Here is a 20,189-nt window from a genome sequence, read left to right on the forward strand (position 1 = left end):
ATCGGTTTAACCCAGGGCCCGGATGCGCGGCACCCAGGACTCCACGCCGCGCTGGATCAGTTGCAGCGCGCTCTCGAATGCCGCACGGGGCTGGCGGTAAGGGTCTGGCACATCGAATTTTTCCAGCTCGCCCAGGCGGAATACCCTTCCGGTGGTCGCCGGATGCAGGCGCTGGATCTCCTGCCGCTGCGCGCCGTCCATCACCAGTATCAGGTCCGCGCGCCGGATCAGCACGTGATTGAGCTGCTGCGCCCGGTGCCCGGATATGTCCACGCCCTGGCGGCTCATCAGGTCCACCGCATGCGGATCCGCGGCGTGCCCGGACAGCGCGCCGAGGCCGGCCGAGACCACCTCGCCCTCGGGCAGCGCCTGCCTGAGCAGGCCCTGTGCCATCGGGCTGCGGCAGATATTGCCGATGCAGACCACGAGTACGGTCTTGATCATTTGACGGCGTTCGCGGTGGACGTGAAGAAGTTGCCGCTCGGCACCAGCTGGTTGATCACGCGGCTCCAGCGCACCACGCCCGCGGCATCGACATAGACCACGTCGCGCGGCTTCAGCTCGAAGGCCTCGGCCAGGGCAAACGCGACCGGTGACTTGCCGTCGAGGTGGAACACCTCGGCCTGCCCGTCGGCGGCTTTGCGAATTACGTAGAGCTCCTTGGCGTTGGCCGAATTGGGGTTCAGGCCGCCGGCTTCACCGATCGCTTCGCTGAGCGTGAGCCGGCCATTGCGCGGCATCACCGGCGTCGGCTTGACGACTTCGCCGGTCACGAAGACCTTGCTGTCCTCGCGCTGCTCCACGCGCACGATGTCCCCGTTGCGCAGCAGGATGCGCGCCGGGTCGATGCCTTGCTGCAGCAGCGCCGGCAGGCTGACGTAGTAGGTCTTGCCCTCGCGCGAGATGCGGATGCGGCTGTTGTCGCCGGTCAGCACGTTGATGCCGCCGGCGCGGTTGAGCGCCTCGACCAGCGTCATCGGCACGTCGTCGATATTCTGCGGACCCGGCGTCTTGACTTCGCCGTCGAGGTAGACCCGCTTGCTGCGAAACGCCAGCACGCGCACCGTGACCTGCGGCATCGTGACCACCGGCTTGAGCTGGGTACTCAGCTGCCCGCGGATCTGGTCCGGCGTCTGGCCGAGCACCTTGAGCACGCCGGCGTAGGGAAACTGGATGGTGCCGGCCGGGCTCACCACGTAGCCCGGAATGTTGGCCGCGCCGCTGTAGCTGGGGATCTCGTAGGCGGCGCCGATCGAGTAGGTCTGCGTGGGGAACACCAGTTCCGGGTGATCCCACACCACGATCGAGAGAATGTCGCCGACCCCCACGGTATAGGGCCCGGGCTCGCCGAACAAGGCCTCGACGCCAGCGTTCGCGGGCGGCGTGGCGGCCTTCAGCGTGCGCACCAGCGCCGGCGTGATCTGCGTGACCTTGGGCACCGACTCCGGGTCTTCCGGATCCAGCGGGCGCTGCGGATCGAAGCGCATGCCCGGCGCCAGCGCGCACGATGCCAGCAACGGAACGATCCCCAGGCACATGACGGCCCTGCCAAACCTCAAGCTGCTTGAAAGCTTTAGCACTCTCGATGATTCCCTTGTTTGCAAGAAGACCCGCATGGCCCGCCGCCACCCTGTCGTAACGCACAGCGGTGACCCCGCTGGTCCGGCATGGCACCCGGGGGTGCCTGTCCGCTTGTCTGCACGGCTGCGGAACTGAACCTGGCGGTGTTGACTGGTTGTGCCCGGCGCGCTGGGCGCGCTCTTTTCTGCACTGCGTCATCCGTAAATGACCGGCGAAGTTTATGGCTCGCGGGACTACATCTTCAAGGCGCGGCCGGCGTTTTTACCAAGTTTCCGATCCCCCCATCGGAGTGGAAACGAATTCCGTCCCAACGCGTGAGGGGTACCGCGGGTGGTGCGACGCAGCACAATCGCGGGTGGCACCCCGTGCCGACTTAAGGGTGTAGGCGATTGATTCCCTGTTGCGCCTACACCCTCTTTCTTTGCCGGCGGATGAAGGCAGGCCTCGCCGCCATCGCACCGAGCATTGCCGAACCTTTGAAGGGAACCACTGAAATGACAAGTCGCGTTAGCAAGGCCGTCTTCCCGGTCGCAGGCCTGGGCACCCGCTTCCTGCCGGCCACCAAGGCCAGCCCCAAGGAAATGCTGCCGGTGGTGGACAAGCCGCTGATCCAGTACGCCGTGGAAGAAGCCATGGCCGCCGGCATCACCGAGATGATCTTCGTCACCGGCCGCTCCAAGCGCGCCATCGAAGACCACTTCGACAAGGCCTTCGAACTGGAAGTGGAGCTCGAAGCCAAGAACAAGCGCGCGCTGCTGGACGTGGTGCGCTCGATCAAGCCCGCCAACGTCGAATGCTTCTACGTGCGCCAGTCCGAAGCGCTGGGCCTGGGCCATGCGGTGCTGTGCGCGGCCAAGCTGGTGGGCGACGCCCCGTTCGCGGTGATGCTGGCCGACGACCTGATCGACGGCAACCCGCCGGTGATGAAGCAGATGGTCGATGCCTACGACCACTACAACTGCTCGGTGCTGGGGGTCGAAGAAATCCTGCCGGAGCAGAGCCGCTCCTACGGCGTGGTCGAGGGCCGCGAGTGGGGCGAAGGCGTGATCAAGGTCTCGGGCATCGTCGAGAAGCCCGCGCCCGAAGAGGCCCCGTCCAACCTCGGCGTGGTCGGCCGCTACATCCTGACGCCGCGCATCTTCGACCACCTGCGCGCACTGAAGCCCGGCGCCGGCGGCGAGTTCCAGCTCACCGACGCGATCCAGTCGCTGCTGAGCCAGGAACAGGTGCTGGCCTATCGCTACCAGGGCACGCGCTATGACTGCGGCAGCAAGCTGGGCTACCTGAAGGCGACCGTCGAGTACGCGCTCAAGCACCAGGAAACCGGCGCGCAGTTCCGCAGCTACCTGGAGCAGCGCGAGCCTCAGCTGTTCCACAGCCTGGCGGCCTGACGGTCCCCTGCTTCGCGCCCCCTTCGAACCGCACAGCAACCACAAGGCAGCCGCCACATGATCGACTGGATCCACCTGGGCAAGGCATTCTTTCTCGGCCTGCTCGAGGGCCTGACCGAATTCCTGCCCATTTCGAGCACCGGGCACCTGATCCTGGTGGGCGACTGGATCGGCTTCACCTCGCACGAGGCGCGCGTGTTCGACGTGGTGATCCAGCTGGGCGCGATCCTCGCCGTGTGCTGGCTGTACCGTGCCAAGATCACGGACCTGTGCGAGGGCGTGGTGCGGCGCGACCCCGACGCACTGCGCTTCGCCACCGCGGTGCTGGTCGCCTTCCTGCCCGCCGCGATCATCGGCGCGCTGCTCATCGGCCCCATCAAGCACCACCTCTTCGATCCGGCCGTGGTTGCCGCCGCCCTGATCGCGGGCGGGCTGGTCATCCTCTGGGTCGAGCGCCGCAGCGCCGTGCCGCGCATCCACGCCATCGAAGACTTCGGCTGGAAACAGGCCATCGGCATCGGCTTCGCCCAGTGCGTGGCGATGATCCCCGGCACGTCACGCTCCGGCGCCACCATCATCGGCGGCATGCTGTCAGGCGTATCGCGGCAGGCAGCGACCGAGTTCTCCTTCTTCCTCGCCATCCCCACCATGCTCGGCGCCGCCACCTACGATGCCATGCGCCACTACCACCTGCTCAGCCTGCAGGACATCTGGTCGATTGCTGCCGGCTTCACCGCCGCCTTCCTCTCCGCGCTCTTTGTCGTCAATGCGCTGGTGCGGCTGGTGGCGCGGCATTCGCTGCGGGTGTTTGCGTGGTATCGGATCGGGCTGGGGGTGGTGATCGGGGTGGTGAGTTTGGGGTGGTCGTTTTGAGTTGGGGGCACTCGCGACGAATGGCGGCATCGTTGGCTACTGGTGCGCCCAAGGATTGATCACCGTAAGGCCGGCTGCCTCGAACGGGCTGGTATCGCGGGTGGCCACGATAAATCCCCTGGAGGCGGCAACGGCGCCAATATACCCATCAGGCGTCGGAAAGCCCTTTCCTGCCGTGCGGGCCTTTACCGCTAGTTCGGCATAATGACGAGCCGCTTCAGTATCGAACGCCAGCAAGCGCTCGGCAAACAACGCTATCAAGCCGTCCAAGGCTTCACCCAGGGCCTTCTTGCGCTTACCGTCCGGCAGCGCACCGATGCCGAACAGCAGCTCGGCCAGCGTCACACTCGACAGATACAGAGTTTCCGCCACCTGCTCATTCAGCCAGGCGCGTACGGCCGGATCGGGTTCCGCCTTCATCGCCTCGGAAACGACATTCGTATCGAGGACGATCATTCAAACCTCATCGGCTCTGCTGACACCTTGTCGCGTACCTTGTCCAATTCTGCGAAATCCTCATTCGTCAGCCCGGCGCGACGACCCAGAGCCGCCAACGCATCGCCTATGCGGACGCGCTGGTCGGACTTCACCGCACGCTCGAGAATCTCGCGGACTTCTGCCTCGGTGCTGCGGCCATGCTCGGCGGCCCGCAAGCGCAGAGCGCGATGTACCGCATCCGGCACATTTCTCACTGTCAGGATGGCCATAGTCCACCTCATTCATGCCTTCATTGACTGCAAATTTACGCAAATGACAGCATGAATGCAAGGGCCATTGTGCTGCCATCAACGTTCCAGCCGTAGCGGCCAGCCTCGCGGAGCAGTATTCGTTGAGCAGCTAAGACGAATGAATGCGGGAACTTGGTTCAGTTGACTCCCCTTCGGCCAGCCTGGACAATCGCCCCCTTGGGTTACGTTTGATGCACATGAGTTTACATATCAAACGTTCCTCCATACTATCCAGCCCACCATCACACGCGAAATCTCCAGGTCATTGATGGCCGTCAGGAAAGAGATGCCAAGATAGCGCGGATACTTCTGTGGGGAATATCGGCAAGCGTGGCAGAACTGACAGCTGATAGTCGCGGGGTCCTGTCGATTTGCGTCCGTCGCCGCCATAAGCCAAAACACGGAGGAGTGCCGGCAATGGCAGTTCATGACCTGACCGACCAAATTCGCCAAGAGAAGGCGGCTGAGCGCTATCCGCCGCTCTTCAAGCGCCTGCCTGATCGCCTTTTCGCGCCGCTGGCCTCAGCTAATCGTTTCCAATATTGGTCACTGCTGTGCGTACTGCATGCCAAACGCTTTGGACCCGAGGCCCCGCTGCCGCCGAGTACAGGCTTCCTGATGCGCGAAATCACGTCCGACATCGCCGAGGAACTTCAATATCAGGACTGGACCCCGGAAGGCGATGATGTGACGCCCGCCACACCCCTAGCAATCCGGGCCATTATGGTCTTCAACCGCCTTCGCGACGCAGGATGGATCCGCGTGGACCGTGTCGGCGTGCGTGAGATGGTGACGATGGCACCTGCCGTGGCCCATTTCATGAACCGCCTCGTAGAGTTCGCGCACACAGGACCGGAATTCGTCTCTGGCAAGATCCGCAGCATCGAGGCTAACCTGAAGCTCCTACTGGACGCGAGCACAGACGGTGCCTCGCTGCAGGAGGCGGCCCGGCAGTCGCGTGCTTTGCTTGAGCACGTCCGCATCGCTGGCACCAATGTGCGCGACTTGATGTTCGAGATCGGCCGCGTCGACGCCACAGGCGAGTTCGTGCGACGCTTCTTCGACGACTATGTCGAGCGCATGTTCATCGGCGACTACAAGGAGTTGCGCACGCGCGAGCACCCCCTCGCGCGACGCCAGGAGATCCTGCGTCTCGTGGCACACGTACAGCAAACACAGGATCTGCGCGCACGCCTGATCCAGTGGTACCTCGAGAAGCAGGCCGGACGCGACCGTACCCGCGCAGAAGCAATGTTCGAGCGAGACATCCAGAAGGTGGAGGACTTGCGCCGGATCGACGAGTACTTGGATCGGCTGGACGACGAGATCCGGCGCGCTAACAAGCTGGCGCTCGCCTACCTGGACTACCGTCTGCGGGCGGCCCGGCCCCTAGACGAGTTGATCGGTCGAGCCATCGATGCTGTCGTCAAGCATGGCAGCAAGGCGGCCGCGCTGGCACCGTTCGCACCCGGCGATTGCATCGCTGGCGACCGTCTGGCTTCACCCCGTGTCGAGACCAAGCGTCCGCCGCCCAGCGGACTTCGAAAGCAAGTCATGTCCGCAGAACAAGAGGCGCGCGCCCGCTTGGCCCTAATGGCTCGGGACCGGCGCACCATGTCGCTACCAAAGCTCGCGGCCTTCGTGCGCCGGCAGCTCGGCGAGGCCGATGCGATGCCCAGCGCCGCTCTCCAGGTCGACAATATCGAGTCGGTCCGAGCGCTGCAGGTTTTGTGCTCCATCGCAACGGCGAACGCGACACCTAGCAAGGTGCTACGCGCCAACGCGCGGGCGATGAGCAGCGGATTCACTACGGTGCGGATGGAAGGCGAAGAAGACCATACCTTGGGCATATCCCACCTGCCCTTCACGATAGCAAGAACAACCAAGTCAGCAAAGTGAGGTGACTAATGGGTTTCTGGGCGAATGCGGCCGAGGCCACCAAGAACGTGGTCACAGAGGATGATTTCGAGTCGACGGCGAACCGGTTGATCACCGAGCAGGTCCTTTACGCGGCGGATCGCGGCAGCAAAGTGGCCTTCGGCCTGATCCGAGACTTCGAGCGCGAGTTCAAGCGGGCATTGGAGCCTCTAGGCTACGTCGTACGGGTCAACAGCCAACTGCGCTATGCCTGTGCTATCCCCAAGCACGTCAAGACCTCTCCAATCACGGTGGACCAGACGCTGCTCGCGCTGGTGCTGCGCAAGATTTTCGACGAGGAGACTCGCTCCGGGCACCACGACGAAAACGGCGAGGTGGCCTGCGACCTGGTTACGTTAGAAGTCAAGTACAAACAGACAACGGGTGGCCGCGAGCTGGCCACCGGCGGCAAGCTCGCCGCGCTGTTGCAGTGGATGCGGCGCTGGGGCCTCGCCCGCGTGTCGGACGAGGACGGCAATCAGTTCGGGCACGATGCAGACCAACCCTACGTGGTCATCATTCGCCCCGGCATCGCCGAGGTCTTGGGAGAAGCAGCGCTGGCGCGCATCGCCCTCTTCACCGACCCGGACGCCGAGGTCGAGCGCTTGAACCATCCGGTCACCCCTGTCACAGAAGAAGGCGGTGCCGCATGAAGAAGCTGATCCGAATCAGGGTGGTTCAGTTCTTCCTATATGAGATGCGCGACGTCGAGGTCGGCATGAACTGCGGCATCTTCGGTGCCAACGGTAGTGGCAAGTCCTCGCTGCTGGACGCCGTGCAAATTGTCATGCTAGGGGCCAACGAGAGCCGCGGCAGCGCAGGCGTCGCGTTCAACGCACAGGCAGACGAGTCAAACCACAACAGCCGCAATATCCGTAGCTACTGCCTGGGCCAGTACGGCGACTCGCCGGATGCACGCGTGCGCGACAGTGCCAACACCTACATCACCCTAGTTTGGGAGGATACTGCGACCAAGGAGATCGTCTCCACCGGCGTGTGCATCTACGTGAGCGCCGACCGGGAAAAAGCCGACGTGCAAGGTCGCTACGTACTCCCCGCAGACCTCACGCTCAACGACCACCTCGAACTCGTCGACTGCGACTACCGACCGCGGCCATGGGCTAGCTTCAGGCAGATGCTGTCGCAGCGTGCACAGGGCGAGGAAGTGCTCTTCCACGACTCCGAGCGCTTCGTCAGCGCAATGCTATTCCGTCTAAGAGGCGCGCGCGGCGCACCACGCCTGGATGCCTACCGCCAGGCGTTCCGCTTCGGATTGCGCATGAAGTTCGACAAGAACGTCGACGACATCGTCCGCCAGCAAGTGCTTGAGACCCGGCCGACCAACATCAAGCGCTTCAAGGAGGTACTGCACACTTTCCAAGAGATGGCAGCGCTGGTGCGCAGCGTGCAGGCCAAGCTTGATGAAGCCGAACTTATCGAGATGGATTTCGCAGACGCGCACCGGCGCAACAGCCACTCGGTTTCGCTAGCGGCCTTGGCCCAGGCGGCACAACTTGAGGTCGCCAACGAAGCAGTGGCTGCCGCCGAGGAAGCAGAAGGTCGCGCGAAAGCGGCCCTGAAAGAGGCCAACGCGAAGCGCGACGAGGTAACTCAGCAGGTTGTGGCGGCCGAGCAGCACGCACGTGACAGCGCCTCCGAGCGGGATAAGCACGCGTCTCACGCCGACGCGGCGCTACTGCGCGAGAGCCTGGCGGGGGTCCAGAACCGGCTGACCGAACAAAGGACCGGACTGCATCGCAGCATCAAAGCCATTGGCAAGGCCATCGATGCACAGATACCTGGCAAGCTAGTCGCCGATTGCGCCGAGGCCACCAGGCTGGCGTTCCAAGACGTCCATGCACTGCTGGAGGGCGACAAGGCCGGCAGCCGCGATGCTTTGGAGTCGACCATCCGCAGGGCGTTGCGCGCGGCCAAGTTGCTCAGCAACGAGGTGTTCGAGGAGATGCAATCTGTCGGTCGCGCCCAGACCATGGCCGAAGCCGAACTCGCTGATGTGAAAGAGAACCAGGAGCGCATCGCCAAAGGCAAGCCGCCGCTGGATGGTCCGGCCGCAGCGCTCAAACGCGTGCTGGCCAACGCTGGCATTGAAGCTACCCCGGTGTGCGATTTGGTGCGCGTCGATGCCCCGGAATGGCAGCCTGCCATCGAGTCCTATCTGACCGCGTCGAACATGCAGGCTCTGCTTGTCGATGAAGCTGACGAGCGCGCGGCCTTCCGGGTGTCCCGCCGGACCGGGGTCTACGACGCGAAGGTCGTGATGCCCAGCAAGTTCTCCAATCGCGTCAGCCCCAGGCGCGGAACCGTGGCTGAACTGATTAGCGGTAACAGCGCCGCCGCGGTCAACTACCTGCGGTCCAAGTTCGGCGACACGCGGCAAGCGGATACCGAGGACGAGTGCTTTGCCCACCGGTTCGCGATGACCAAGGACGGCATGTTGCTGGCTGACGGCGAGATGGTGCGCAAGAAGCTGACGGATCCCGCCTACTTCAAGATCGGTCCGACTTCCACAGCAACGCGCAGCTCCATCGCCGAACGTGCCCTGCAGCTTCAAGCACAGGTTGATGCTCTCAAGGACAGGTACGACAAGCTCAAGCTGCTCTTGAACAACCTCGGCCCTTTTGTGGGAGGCGAGCAGGATAAGGTTGACGAAATCCTCGAGACATTCGATCGGGTGGCCAAGGAGGCCCGCGACGAAGCAGAATTGACGCGACGCCTGCAAGCCCTGGACACCGAGGAGTACCGCCAGTTGGTGCATGCGGCCGAAGCGGCAGAGGCGAGCGTAGTCGAAATGCGTAAGCAGCTCCTGGCTGCAGCCCAGGCCGTCGGTGCAGCAGAAACGGCATGCCAGCAAAAAAGCGAAGACACCAAGAACAGGCAGGAGTGGGCCGTCAGTCAGAAGCGAATCGCCGAAGCAGCGCGCGCTGTCGAGGGCTATGATGCCGACTATGCGTCGGACCAGTGGGAGAGGCTTCTTACGCGCCAAGGCTTCTCTTTCCGCGAGATCGTTACCGACTGCAATCGCCGAAGTACCGGCGCTAAGGACGACTCCCGCCAGAAGGCGTCGAGCGCGATGCAGAAACTGTCAGCCTTCCTCGTCAGGCACAACGAGTTCATGCCGGCTGGCAACCAGGACGACTGGCGCAGCGCCCGGGCTTGGCTGGAAGCGCGCGTCGTGATCCTAACCGAGACCGGCCTGCGCGAGAACACGGCTCGAATGGAAGATGCCCTGAGCGCGGCCAAAAGCACCTTCCGCAACGACGTCGCAGTAGCGCTGCACGAGCACCTTGAGTGGTTGAGCGACACCATCAACCGCATGAACGAGGCGTTGCGGCTGGCGCCGATGTTCACAAACAACGAGCGCTACCAATTCCGCTCACATGTGCGACCAGCCTTCGCCACGCTACTAAAGTTCATCAAGGACGTCGCCCAGTACGGCCCAACCGAGGACTTGCTCGGCGGAGCTGGGGAGTTGCCAAAGGAATTCGAGGAGCTGATGCGCGAGAAGACAGTCACTGGCGCTGCCGCGGTGAAATCCCCTCTGGACGACTATCGCGAATTCTTCGATTTCGATATCGAGGTGCTCCGCGAAGAATCCTCCACTGGCATGGCCAGACACATCGGCTGGCTCAGCAAGCGCGTCGGATCCGGTTCCGGTGGCGAGCATCGAGCTCCGCTGTATGTGATCGCGGGCGCCGCGCTGTCGTCAGCCTATCGGCTAGAGCGCGGCGACGACACCGGCATCCGGCTGCTGGTCATCGACGAGGCCTTCATCAAAATGGATCCGAGAAACATCGTCGCCACCATGCGCTACTTCGAGGAGCTCGGCCTGCAGGTTTTCATGGCCAGCACGGGCGATGCCTTGGGTAGCCTGACCGCTTTCCTTGACCGGTACTACGACATCATGCGCGACGCCGAGAGCAATGTGGTTCTGCTTGAGGGTCACGACGTGTCCCCTGAAACGCGCGAGATGTTTCGCGCCGACTTGCCGGAGTTCAATCCGGAACTGGTCGAAGTGGAGATCAGGAGGCAGTACCGGCCGCGGGTCGGCTCGACGGAGGACGCCGCAACGTGAGCCGCCAAGCCCCGGACGAGATGGATCCGCTGGCCAGGAAGGCGCTGGAGCGCCTGCTCAAGTCCGCCGACAAGCACGAGGCCGGCGCCGCAAAGCGGCGCCCGGCCCTAACGGACTCCGCGCTGTCCGAATACCGCGCGTTGCGCAGCCTGAAGGCCAAAGAGGACTTTGAGGCGGTGATGGCCTACGCCCAGGCTGAGGGCGCGATCATGGCCCTGCGCCCTCTGCGCGATCCCGAGGGGCTCATCGAGCGCGTCGAGCTGGTCGACGTCGTCAAGCTCGCCTCCATCCTGGGCAAGATGCCCCATGCGGTGCGAGTCCGGTCGGCAATAGAGACGTTCGCCGCGCACCTCGGCGAGCACCCAGTCCTGAACGACGTGCTGTCCAGCTGGGAAAAGCTCAAGAAGGTCCGTGGCACGGGAATCGACGCCGCGGCCAACTGGGCCATGGCCTGTGACGTCATCGCATACTGCCGGGCCCAGGTGGCGCTCGGTACCACGGAGACGCCGGTGCGGGACGCCAGCGCGCGCCTGTTCAAGGACAGCAAGCGCATCGAATCCCTGGTGCCTTGCCTCGATGTGCTGCTGGCAGGCAATGTCGAGGACGCTGCGCGCCCGGAAGCCGAAGTGCTTCAGGAACTCGGCCTCTACCGCGAGCCACAGCCCGCGCGACTGGCCGGCGACATTGTTGTCCGCCGCAAGCGTGGCGCATTTCCGCTGGACTGGCCCTACTGCGCCCTGCCCCCTTCGACGGTGCTGGGCCTCGGATCCATGCCCCGTCACGTGCTGACCATCGAGAACCAGACCACGTTCCATGTGTGGGCGCGCCAGCACTGCAACTCCGATGTGCTGTGCCTCTACACCGCTGGCATGCCTTCACCTGCCTGGCGGGCAATGTACCTTCGTCTGCTTTCCGAGCTGCCGGCTTCAACTCCAGTGCTGCACTGGGGCGATGTCGACGAAGGCGGTTTCCGGATCGCCGCCTTCCTGAGCCGGTGTGCGGCGGAGACCGGGCATTCGCTGTCGCCTTGGAAGATGCGCCCTTCAGACATCCCTGAATTGCAGCGCCGGGCGGCGCCGGCACGCACCGTGGATCGAATGGTGAAATACGCCGGTGAGGCCGGCTGGAACGACGTTGCGCATGAGTTGGCGCAAGCAAAGCTCGTCGCCGAACAAGAGGGCTAAGCTGCCTCGAGCAGCATGCTGGAGCGGGTCGCGCAGAGGCGCGATTTACGCCCCGGCTGCCGAAATACAAGAACTGCGTCGTGGGCGTTGGCAGTGGCGCTACGCACCGAATATCCCGCCGATGCCCAGCGGCGTGGTCGACTTGATAATGACCTCACCGTTCCTCGGGCAGCGAACAATGCAGTCATAGCGAATATTCGATAGAAGGACAATCTTCACTGTTCAGCGAATCAACCGTTCGCCTTCTCCAAAGCGAAAAAACAGGGCGCCTCGCAGGCGCCCTGTTCATTAACTCAAACGCCTACCAGATCACTCCCACTCGATCGTCGCCGGCGGCTTCCCCGACACGTCATACACGACCCGGTTCAAACCCCGGACTTCGTTGATGATGCGGTTGGAGCAGCGGCCCAGCAGCGCATACGGCAGGTGCGCCCAGTGCGCGGTCATGAAGTCGGTGGTCTGCACCGCGCGCAGCGCGACGACGTAGTCGTAGGTGCGGCCATCGCCCATCACGCCCACTGACTTGACCGGCAGGAACACGGCGAAGGCCTGGCTGGTCAGGTCGTACCAGCTCTTGCCGACGTGATCGGGCTCGCACAGGCCGGCGGCGGCGTCGTGTTCGGTGGCGATGGTCTTGCGCAGTTCTTCGATGAAGATGGCATCGGCGCGGCGCAGCAGCTCGGCGTAGTCGCGCTTGACTTCGCCGAGGATGCGCACGCCCAGGCCCGGGCCCGGGAACGGGTGGCGATAGACCATTTCGGGCGGCAGGCCCAGTTCCACGCCGAGCTCGCGCACTTCGTCCTTGAACAGGTCGCGCAGCGGCTCCAGCAGCTTCAGGCCCAGCGTCTCGGGCAAGCCGCCGACGTTGTGGTGGCTCTTGATGGTGGTGGCCTTCTTGGTCTTGGTGCCGCCCGACTCGACCACGTCGGGGTAGATGGTGCCCTGCGCCAGCCACTTGGCGTTGGTCAGCTTGCGGGCCTCGGCCTGGAACACCTCGACGAACTCGCGGCCGATGATCTTGCGCTTCTGCTCCGGGTCGGTGACGCCGGCCAGGTGGCCCAGGAACTGCTCGGACGCATCGACATGGACCACCTTGGCGTGCAGGCGGCCGACGAACATCTCCATCACCAGCTTGCCTTCGTCCTGGCGCAGCAGGCCGTGGTCGACGAAGACGCAGGTCAGCTGGTCGCCGATGGCGCGATGGATCAGCGCCGCGGCCACCGACGAATCGACGCCGCCGGAGAGGCCCAGGATGACTTCCTCATCGCCGACCTGCTCGCGGATCTTGGCGACCGCTTCCTCGATATGGTCGCGCATGACCCAGTCAGGCTTGCAGCCAGCGATCTGCAGCACGAAGCGCTCCAGCATCTGGCGGCCCTTGACCGTGTGCGTGACCTCGGGGTGGAACTGCACGGCGTAATAGTGGCGCGTTTCGTCGGCCATGCCGGCGATCGGGCAGCTCGGCGTGGACGCCATCAGCTTGAAGCCGGGCGGCAGGCCGGTGACCTTGTCGCCATGGCTCATCCACACCTTGAGCATGCCGTGGCCTTCCGGCGTGCGGAAGTCCTCGATGTCCTTGAGCAGCTCGGTATGGCCATGGGCGCGCATCTCGGCGTAGCCGAATTCACGATGGTCGCTCCACTCGACCTTGCCGCCCAGCTGGACCGCCATGGTCTGCATGCCGTAGCAGATGCCCAGCACCGGCACGCCCAGGTCCCACACCGCCTGCGGCGCGCGCAGCTGGTGGTCTTCATAGGTGCTGGCGTGGCTGCCGGACAGGATGATCGCCTTGGGGGCGAACTCGCGCACGAACGCGTCGCTGACGTCGTTCGGGTGGATTTCGCAATAGACGTGCGCCTCGCGGACGCGGCGGGCGATCAGCTGCGTGACCTGCGAGCCGAAATCAAGAATGAGGATTTTGTCGTGCATGATGGGCCGATGGCGTGTCTTCCGGGATGGGCTCGGTCACGACTTCCGTGCCGGGGCCATAGCCCGGCGGCGGCGTGATGACCGGCTCGCGCCGGTATTCTGGGGTATTCGTGGGGCGCGCCGCGGGGGCAACGCCGGGTTCCTTCCTGCTTTCCTGTTCCTGCAGCGCGCGTTCCATCTTCCGTTGCTGTTCGCGCACGCGCACGCGCTTGGCCGCCGGGATCTGCACCACGGCAAAGAACAGCAGCACCACCGCCATGGTCGGCAGCCAGATCTTGCCGGCGCCTTCCAGCGGCAGCTCCAGGAACACCATCCAGCCGATGATGAGCACCGCGCTGGCCAGGTTCACGTAGCCTGCCGTGCGCGCCACCGGCACCGTCAGCTGGCCATTGAAGGCGGCTTGCCACAGCAGCACCGACAGCCCCACCAGCGCCACGCCCAGCAGCTGCCCGAACAGCGCAGGCTGGGGCTGCGGCAGCTGCAGCGCCGCGTACAGCGTGGTGAACGGGGACATCAGCAGCAGGATGCCCAGCAGCAGGTCCACCAGGGCATCGAAAAACAGCACGGCTCGCAGCAACACCTTCATTGGCGCTCCTCGTCTTGGCCCCGGCCGGTGGTGCGGCGGGCATCAGGACAACGCCTGCATGGCGCGCGGCCAGGTTCGGATGGGATGGCGGGTCGGGCGCGGGCACGCGCTGGCGCGCCCGCGCCCGGATGCCGGCGGCCGCGCACCGCCTGCAGGGACGGTGCACGGCCATGGGGCATCAGTCGATATGGTAGTTCGGCGCTTCCTTGGTGATCTGCACGTCGTGCACGTGCGATTCACGCATGCCGGCTGCCGTGATCTGGACGAACTGGGCGCTGTCGTGCCAGTCGGCAATCGACTTACTGCCGCAATAACCCATCGAGGCGCGTACGCCGCCGGTGAGCTGGTGGATGATGGCCATCACCGAGCCCTTGTACGGCACGCGCCCTTCGATGCCTTCGGGCACCAGCTTGTCGACGTTGGCGGTGTTGTCTTCCTGGAAGTAGCGGTCGGCCGCGCCGTCCTTCATCGCGCCCACCGAACCCATGCCGCGGTAGCTCTTGAACGAGCGGCCCTGGAACAGGAAGGTCTCGCCCGGCGCTTCCTCGGTGCCCGAGAACATGCCGCCCATCATCACGGTGTGCGCGCCGGCCGCGAGGGCCTTGGCCACATCGCCCGAATAGCGCACGCCGCCGTCGGCGATCAGCGGCACGCCGGTGCCCTTGAGCGCTTCGGCCACGTTGGAGACGGCGGTGATCTGCGGCACCCCGACACCGGCCACGATACGCGTGGTGCAGATCGAGCCCGGGCCGATGCCGACCTTGACGCCGTCGGCGCCATGCTCGACCAGCGCGCGCGCGGCATCGCCGGTGGCGATGTTGCCGCCAACCACCTGCACCTGCGGGAAGTTCTGCTTGACCCAGCGCACGCGGTCCAGCACGCCCTGGCTGTGACCGTGCGCCGTATCCACCACAATCACATCGACGCCGGCCTTCACCAGCAGTTCGACGCGCTCGTCGTTGTCCGGGCCCACCCCGACCGCGGCGCCGACGCGCAGCTGGCCGTGGTCGTCCTTGCTGGCGAGCGGGTTGTCCACCGCCTTCTGGATGTCCTTCACCGTGATCAGGCCGCGCAGCTCGAAGGCCTGGTTCACCACCACCACGCGCTCGAGGCGGTGGCGGTTCATCAGCCGCTTGGCTTCTTCCAGCGGCGCGCCCTCGGCCACGGTCACCAGCTTCTCGCGCGGGGTCATCTTGGCGCGCACCGGGGCGTCGAGCTCTTCCTCGAAGCGCAGGTCGCGGTTGGTGATGATGCCGACCACGGCCTTGCCCTCGACCACCGGGAACCCGGAAATGCCGTGCTGCTGCGACAGCGCGATCACATCGCGGATCTTCATGTCCGGCGAAATGGTGATCGGATCACGCAGCACGCCCGACTCATAGCGCTTGACGCGCGCGACTTCGCGGGCCTGGTCGGCGGGCTTCAGGTTCTTGTGGACGATGCCGATACCGCCGGCCTGCGCCATGGAGATCGCCAGGCGCGCCTCGGTCACTGTGTCCATCGCCGCGGATACCAGCGGGATGTTCAGTTCAATGGAGCGGGTCAGGCTGGTGCGGAGGGAAACATCCCGGGGAAGGACGGCCGAATAGGCCGGGACGAGCAGCACGTCATCGAAGGTGAGTGCTTTCTGGACAAGACGCATAGCAATTCCTCTAGGCGCAAAACCGAATTATACAGGAATGCGCGATTTGCTGATGCCCGGCAACGGCCTTTCCCGGGTGCTGTCTGCTATGCTCGTTGTCTTTTTATCCGGGCACGGCGAAGTATGGGAATCGGCGTATTGTGCGGGCTGCTGGCTGGCGCGTTCTGGGGCATGGTCTTCATCGCCCCCAAGCTGCTGCCCGCGTTCTCGCCGTGGGAACTGGCCATCGGCCGCTACCTGGCCTACGGGCTGGTGGCCTGCGTGGCGGCGCTGCCGCTGCTGCGGCGCATCGCGCGCAAGCTGACCCGCGCCGACTGCGTGGCGCTGCTGCGCCAGGCGTTTACCGGCAACCTGCTCTACTACGTGCTGCTGGCCTTCGGCGTGCAGCTGGCCGGGGTCGGCCCGACCTCGCTGATCATCGGCATCCTGCCGATCTCGGTCACCATCATGGGCCGGCGCGACCACGGCGCGGTGCCGCTGTCGCGTCTGCTGTGGCCGCTGCTGGTGGTGGCCGCGGGCATTGCCTGCATCAATATCGACCTGTTCGGCGGCGGCCAGAGCGCCCATGCGGCGGCGGCCGGCGCCGTGGCGCGGCCGGTGTGGCAGAAGCTGGCCGGGGTCGGCTGCGCCGCCGGTGCGCTGGTCTGCTGGACGCTCTACGCGGTGGACAACGCGCGCTACCTGCAGCGCAACCCGCATTACAGCGGCAATGAATGGTCGGCGCTGTACGGGCTGTCGACCGGCGCGGTGTCGGCGGTGCTGGCGCTGCTCGGCTGGGTCATCGCCGGCGACATCCTGAGCGCCGCCGACAGCGGCCGCGACTGGCAGTGGTTCTGGATGGTCAACGCCGCGGTCGCGCTGGGCGCTTCGCTGATCGGCAACAACCTGTGGAATATCGCCAGCCGCCGCCTGCCGCTGACGCTGTCGGGCCAGATGATCGTGTTCGAAACGCTGTTCGCGCTGGCCTATGGCTTTGTCTTCGACCAGCGCTGGCCCCGCCCGCTGGAAATCGCCGCGATCGTGTTGCTGATGGCCGGCGTGGCCTGGTCGGTGCGCTTGCACGCCACCGACAAGTCTGCGTAGACTAGCGAACCATGGCGCGGGGGTCACACGCGCCACCTAAAAATACAACGCACACCCAGGGTCAAACCGGCGCTACGCATTGCCTTGCATGCGGGGCGCCCAGGCTGTCGCCGCGCTGGTCTGCCGCGGCATCGCCACGCATGCAGCCGACGGCCCGTGCTTCCAGAGCCACTTTGAGACGTCCCGCCATGCAACGATCGTCCGCGCCGTGCCTGCTTGCCGCTGCCCTTGCCGCTGCCTTTGCCGCCGTCCTGGCCGTGCCTGCGCCGGCCCTTGCCTACTGGCAGTGGCGCGACGCCAACGGCCACATGGTCTACAGCGACGTGCCGCCGTCCACGGCGGCGGCCAGGATCCTGCGCGCCCCGGGGCGGCATGCCGGCGACTTCCAGCCGGTCCAGGCGGCGCAGCCTGCGGACGCCGCCATGGCCGCACCGGCTCCCGCCAAGGCGTCGGCCAGGCCCGCCGCGCCGACGCCCGAAGAAGCGTTCCAGAAGCGCCGCGAAGCCAGCCTGAAAGCCGCCGCCGAGGAAGCCCGCAGGGAAACCGAGGCGGCCGAGCGCGCCGTGCGCTGCGCGCAGCTGCGCAACTACGCCACCGGACTGCAACAAGGCATGCGCGCCGCGGTCGCCGGACCGGATGGTTCGCTGCAGCACCTGAACAGCGAGCAGCGCCAGGCCGAAATCCTCAAGACCAGCGCCAACCTGGAAAAGCACTGCCACTGAAGCCATGAAAAACGGGGCCGCACGGGCCCCGTTTGGTTCGGCGGCAAGGCGCGGCTCAGCTGTTGCCGCGCAGCCATTTCTGGCCTTCGCGGGTGCCGCTGGCGCGCTGCTTCTGGACCCGCTTGCGGCGCGCCTGCTTCGGATCCGCCGTCAGCGGCCGGTACACTTCGATGCGATCGCCGTCGCGCACCACCGTCTCCGGGGTCTTGAGCTTGCCGAAGATGCCCACGCGCATGGTGGCCGGATCGACCTCCGGGCAAGCCTGCTGCAGGCCGGAGCCGACGATCGCGGCGGCAATCGTGGTGCCGGCTGGCACGTCGATGGCCTTCAGGAACACGGCATCCGGACGCGCGTAGCAGACCGCGATATGCACCGTGCCGGCGCCACGTTCAGCTGGTGCCATACACCACCTCGGCGCGCTTGACGAAGGCATCGACAAAGGTATTCGCGATCATGCTGAAGACCGGGCCGATGAGTTTTTCCAGCAGCAGGCTGGAAAACTCGTAGTGCAGGTGGAACTCGATCTTGCAGGCATCTTCGCGCAGCGGCGTAAAGCGCCATGACCCGTTGAACGTCTTGAATGGCCCGTCGGCAAAGGTCATGTCGATACGCGTGGGGCGTTCCTGGGTATTGCGCGTATGGAAGAACTGCTGGATGCCCTTGAAGTGGATATGGATCTTGGCGTCGAGTTTGGTCTCGGTCTGCTCGAACACCTCCACGCCGCCGCACCATGGCAGGAACTTGGGATAGTCCTCCACGCGGGTGACCAGGTCATACATCTGCGCGGCGGAGTAACCGAGCAGGACGGATTTATGGACGTCTGCCATGTAAGGGGAAATCTGGCTTGCGGACCTGCCGCGCGCGCTGCGCGGCAGGCATGCGCCTGTGCCGGGGGCTGGTTTGCTAGAATCCCGATTTTAGCCGACCCGCGCGTCCCGCGGCATCCCGCCATGCGGCGCTGCAGCGAGCCGGCCAGAATCCACCCTACCGCACCCTACCCGCACGCATGACCATTGCAGATAACAAGAAGGCCTTCTTCGACTATTTCATCGAGGAACGTTACGAGGCCGGGATCGTGCTGGAAGGCTGGGAGGTCAAGGCGATCCGCGCCGGGCGGGTGCAGATCAAGGAAGGCTACGTGGTCGTGCGCGACGCCGAGATGTTCCTGATCGGCGCCCATATCAGCCCGCTGCAAAGCGCCTCCACCCACGTCAAGCCCGATCCGGTGCGCACGCGCAAGCTGCTGCTCAAGGCCGACGAAATCAAGAAGCTGATCGGCAAGGTCGAGCAGCGCGGCTACACCCTGGTGCCGCTGAACCTGCATTACACGCGCGGCCGCGTGAAATGCGAGATCGGCCTGGCCAAGGGCAAGAAGCAGTTCGACAAGCGCGAAACCGAAAAGCAGCGCGACTGGCAGCGCGAGAAGGCCCGCATCATGAAGGGCGACACCAAGCACTGAGCCGCCACGCCGCGGCCCGGCTTGCGGCGGCCCTTCATTCCACCCCGCTTCAAGCGGCCTTCTGCTGTCCCTTCACGATCTGCAGCGCGGTGGCGATCATGCTGCTCATGTCGCCCATATTGCCCGGCACGATCAGCGTATTGCCCTGCTTGGCGAGGTTGCCGAACGCAGCCACGTACTCCTCGGCCACCTTAAGGTTGACCGCGTCCATGCCGCCTTCGGCGCGGATCGCATTGCCGATCTTCTGGATCGCCTGCGCATTGGCCTCGGCCACCGCCAGGATCGCGCTGGCCTCGCCCTGGGCCTTGTTGATGGCTGCCTGGCGCTCGCCCTCGGACTTCTGGATCGCCGCCTCGCGCGCGCCGGTGGCCAGGTTGATCTGCTCCTGGCGCTTGCCTTCGGACGCCGCGATCAGCGCGCGCTTCTCGCGCTCGGCGGTGATCTGCGCCTGCATCGCATGCAGGATCTCCTTGGGCGGGGTCAGGTCCTTGATCTCGTAGCGCAGCACCTTCACGCCCCAGTTGGAGGCGGCCTCGTCCAGCGCGTTGACCACGCTGTGGTTGATGAACTCGCGCTCCTCGAAGGTCTTGTCCAGTTCCAGCTTGCCGATCACCGAGCGCAGCGTGGTCTGCGACAGCTGCGTGATCGCCACCACGAAGTTGCTGGAGCCGTAGGAGGCCTTCATCGGGTCGGTGACCTGGAAGTACAGCACGCCGTCGACCTGCAGCTGCGTGTTGTCCTTGGTGATGCAGACCTGACTGGGCACGTCCAGCGGGATTTCCTTGAGCACATGCTTGTAGGCGACGCGGTCGACGAACGGCACCACGATCGACAGCCCCGGCGTCAGGGTCGCGTGATAGCGGCCCAGGCGCTCCAGCACCCAGGCGTGCTGCTGCGGCACGATCTTGATGCCCTTGGCAATCAGCACGATAACGGCGATAAGGATGATCAGCGGCAGCAAACCAAGCTGAAAAGCGAGCATGTAACGACCCTCCAGGCAG

General features: G+C 64.9%; 19 protein-coding genes. 9 read left to right on the forward strand and 10 right to left on the reverse strand.

Annotated features, from left to right (window positions below; translation table 11 throughout):
• Nucleotides 1–6: 6 nt before the first annotated feature.
• Both GA0116996_RS06890 and GA0116996_RS06895 read right to left on the reverse strand, forming a co-directional pair.
• Entirely contained in the window at nucleotides 7–444 is a 438-nt protein-coding gene (locus GA0116996_RS06890; protein WP_092308539.1) for a low molecular weight protein-tyrosine-phosphatase, read from the reverse strand.
• Nucleotides 441–1,580, reverse strand: a complete 1,140-nt coding sequence (locus tag GA0116996_RS06895) for a polysaccharide biosynthesis/export family protein (RefSeq protein WP_092308572.1) — start codon at nucleotides 1,578–1,580, stop codon at nucleotides 441–443. Before GA0116996_RS06895 ends, GA0116996_RS06890 begins: the two co-directional genes overlap by 4 nt.
• 495 nt (nucleotides 1,581–2,075) lie before the next feature.
• Here GA0116996_RS06895 and galU point away from each other — a divergent pair, with 495 nt between their 5' ends.
• On the forward strand, nucleotides 2,076–2,972 hold the full coding sequence (gene galU, locus GA0116996_RS06900) for a UTP--glucose-1-phosphate uridylyltransferase GalU (protein ID WP_092308575.1): 897 nt from the start codon (nucleotides 2,076–2,078) through the stop codon (nucleotides 2,970–2,972).
• A gap of 57 nt (nucleotides 2,973–3,029) precedes the next feature.
• A complete protein-coding gene (locus GA0116996_RS06905) occupies nucleotides 3,030–3,845 on the forward strand; it encodes an undecaprenyl-diphosphate phosphatase (RefSeq protein ID WP_092308578.1) in 816 nt (271 codons plus the stop codon).
• A gap of 36 nt (nucleotides 3,846–3,881) precedes the next feature.
• Here GA0116996_RS06905 and GA0116996_RS06910 read toward each other — a convergent pair whose 3' ends face one another.
• Together GA0116996_RS06910 and GA0116996_RS06915 are read right to left on the reverse strand one after the other, a co-directional pair.
• On the reverse strand, nucleotides 3,882–4,301 hold the full coding sequence (locus tag GA0116996_RS06910) for a type II toxin-antitoxin system VapC family toxin (protein WP_092308581.1): 420 nt from the start codon (nucleotides 4,299–4,301) through the stop codon (nucleotides 3,882–3,884).
• Nucleotides 4,298–4,552, reverse strand: coding sequence for a FitA-like ribbon-helix-helix domain-containing protein (locus GA0116996_RS06915; RefSeq protein ID WP_092309763.1), 255 nt, complete (start codon nucleotides 4,550–4,552; stop codon nucleotides 4,298–4,300). The genes GA0116996_RS06910 and GA0116996_RS06915 overlap by 4 nt, the downstream gene beginning before the upstream one ends.
• Nucleotides 4,553–4,990: 438 nt before the next feature.
• On the opposite strand from GA0116996_RS06915, the gene GA0116996_RS06920 reads away from it, so the two are divergent.
• From GA0116996_RS06920 to GA0116996_RS06935, 4 genes are read left to right on the forward strand one after another with little or no spacing between them, the layout of a single operon-like run.
• Nucleotides 4,991–6,472 carry a Wadjet anti-phage system protein JetA family protein gene (locus tag GA0116996_RS06920; RefSeq protein WP_092308582.1) on the forward strand — a complete coding sequence of 494 codons (1,482 nt, stop codon included), beginning with the start codon at nucleotides 4,991–4,993 and terminating at the stop codon, nucleotides 6,470–6,472.
• 8 nt (nucleotides 6,473–6,480) lie between these two features.
• Nucleotides 6,481–7,143 carry a DUF4194 domain-containing protein gene (locus GA0116996_RS06925; RefSeq protein ID WP_092308583.1) on the forward strand — a complete coding sequence of 221 codons (663 nt, stop codon included), beginning with the start codon at nucleotides 6,481–6,483 and terminating at the stop codon, nucleotides 7,141–7,143.
• Entirely contained in the window at nucleotides 7,140–10,583 is a 3,444-nt protein-coding gene (locus GA0116996_RS06930) for an SbcC/MukB-like Walker B domain-containing protein (RefSeq protein WP_092308584.1), read from the forward strand. The genes GA0116996_RS06925 and GA0116996_RS06930 overlap by 4 nt, the downstream gene beginning before the upstream one ends.
• Entirely contained in the window at nucleotides 10,580–11,767 is a 1,188-nt protein-coding gene (locus GA0116996_RS06935; protein ID WP_092308585.1) for a Wadjet anti-phage system protein JetD domain-containing protein, read from the forward strand. The genes GA0116996_RS06930 and GA0116996_RS06935 overlap by 4 nt, the downstream gene beginning before the upstream one ends.
• A 309-nt stretch (nucleotides 11,768–12,076) precedes the next feature.
• On the opposite strand, the gene guaA is transcribed toward GA0116996_RS06935, so the two are convergent.
• From guaA to guaB, 3 genes are all read right to left on the reverse strand, one after another.
• Nucleotides 12,077–13,696 carry a glutamine-hydrolyzing GMP synthase gene (gene guaA, locus GA0116996_RS06940; protein WP_092308586.1) on the reverse strand — a complete coding sequence of 540 codons (1,620 nt, stop codon included), beginning with the start codon at nucleotides 13,694–13,696 and terminating at the stop codon, nucleotides 12,077–12,079.
• Entirely contained in the window at nucleotides 13,671–14,282 is a 612-nt protein-coding gene (locus GA0116996_RS06945; protein ID WP_092308587.1) for a hypothetical protein, read from the reverse strand. The genes guaA and GA0116996_RS06945 overlap by 26 nt, the downstream gene beginning before the upstream one ends.
• Nucleotides 14,283–14,460: 178 nt before the next feature.
• Nucleotides 14,461–15,924: an IMP dehydrogenase gene (gene guaB / locus GA0116996_RS06950; RefSeq protein ID WP_092308588.1), complete on the reverse strand. Its 1,464-nt coding sequence runs from the start codon at nucleotides 15,922–15,924 to the stop codon at nucleotides 14,461–14,463.
• Nucleotides 15,925–16,047: 123 nt separating this feature from the next.
• Here guaB and GA0116996_RS06955 point away from each other — a divergent pair, with 123 nt between their 5' ends.
• Both GA0116996_RS06955 and GA0116996_RS06960 read left to right on the forward strand, forming a co-directional pair.
• On the forward strand, nucleotides 16,048–17,007 hold the full coding sequence (locus tag GA0116996_RS06955; RefSeq protein WP_092308590.1) for a DMT family transporter: 960 nt from the start codon (nucleotides 16,048–16,050) through the stop codon (nucleotides 17,005–17,007).
• A gap of 188 nt (nucleotides 17,008–17,195) precedes the next feature.
• Entirely contained in the window at nucleotides 17,196–17,729 is a 534-nt protein-coding gene (locus GA0116996_RS06960) for a DUF4124 domain-containing protein (RefSeq protein WP_092308592.1), read from the forward strand.
• Between the two features lie 55 nt (nucleotides 17,730–17,784).
• Here the strand turns inward: GA0116996_RS06960 and GA0116996_RS06965 are convergent, their stop codons facing one another.
• Nucleotides 17,785–18,132, reverse strand: a complete 348-nt coding sequence (locus GA0116996_RS06965; protein WP_092308598.1) for an RnfH family protein — start codon at nucleotides 18,130–18,132, stop codon at nucleotides 17,785–17,787.
• Nucleotides 18,119–18,556 carry a type II toxin-antitoxin system RatA family toxin gene (locus GA0116996_RS06970; protein ID WP_092308601.1) on the reverse strand — a complete coding sequence of 146 codons (438 nt, stop codon included), beginning with the start codon at nucleotides 18,554–18,556 and terminating at the stop codon, nucleotides 18,119–18,121. Before GA0116996_RS06970 ends, GA0116996_RS06965 begins: the two co-directional genes overlap by 14 nt.
• A gap of 179 nt (nucleotides 18,557–18,735) precedes the next feature.
• Between GA0116996_RS06970 and smpB the strand changes: the two genes are divergently transcribed.
• Nucleotides 18,736–19,188 (forward strand): SsrA-binding protein SmpB, encoded by a 453-nt coding sequence (gene smpB / locus GA0116996_RS06975; protein ID WP_018005677.1) that lies wholly within the window; start codon nucleotides 18,736–18,738, stop codon nucleotides 19,186–19,188.
• A gap of 49 nt (nucleotides 19,189–19,237) precedes the next feature.
• Here the strand turns inward: smpB and GA0116996_RS06980 are convergent, their stop codons facing one another.
• Nucleotides 19,238–20,170: an SPFH domain-containing protein gene (locus GA0116996_RS06980; protein WP_092308604.1), complete on the reverse strand. Its 933-nt coding sequence runs from the start codon at nucleotides 20,168–20,170 to the stop codon at nucleotides 19,238–19,240.
• Nucleotides 20,171–20,189 lie beyond the last annotated feature (19 nt).

The sequence above is a fragment of the Cupriavidus alkaliphilus genome (assembly GCF_900094595.1).
Lineage (GTDB): Bacteria > Pseudomonadota > Gammaproteobacteria > Burkholderiales > Burkholderiaceae > Cupriavidus > Cupriavidus alkaliphilus.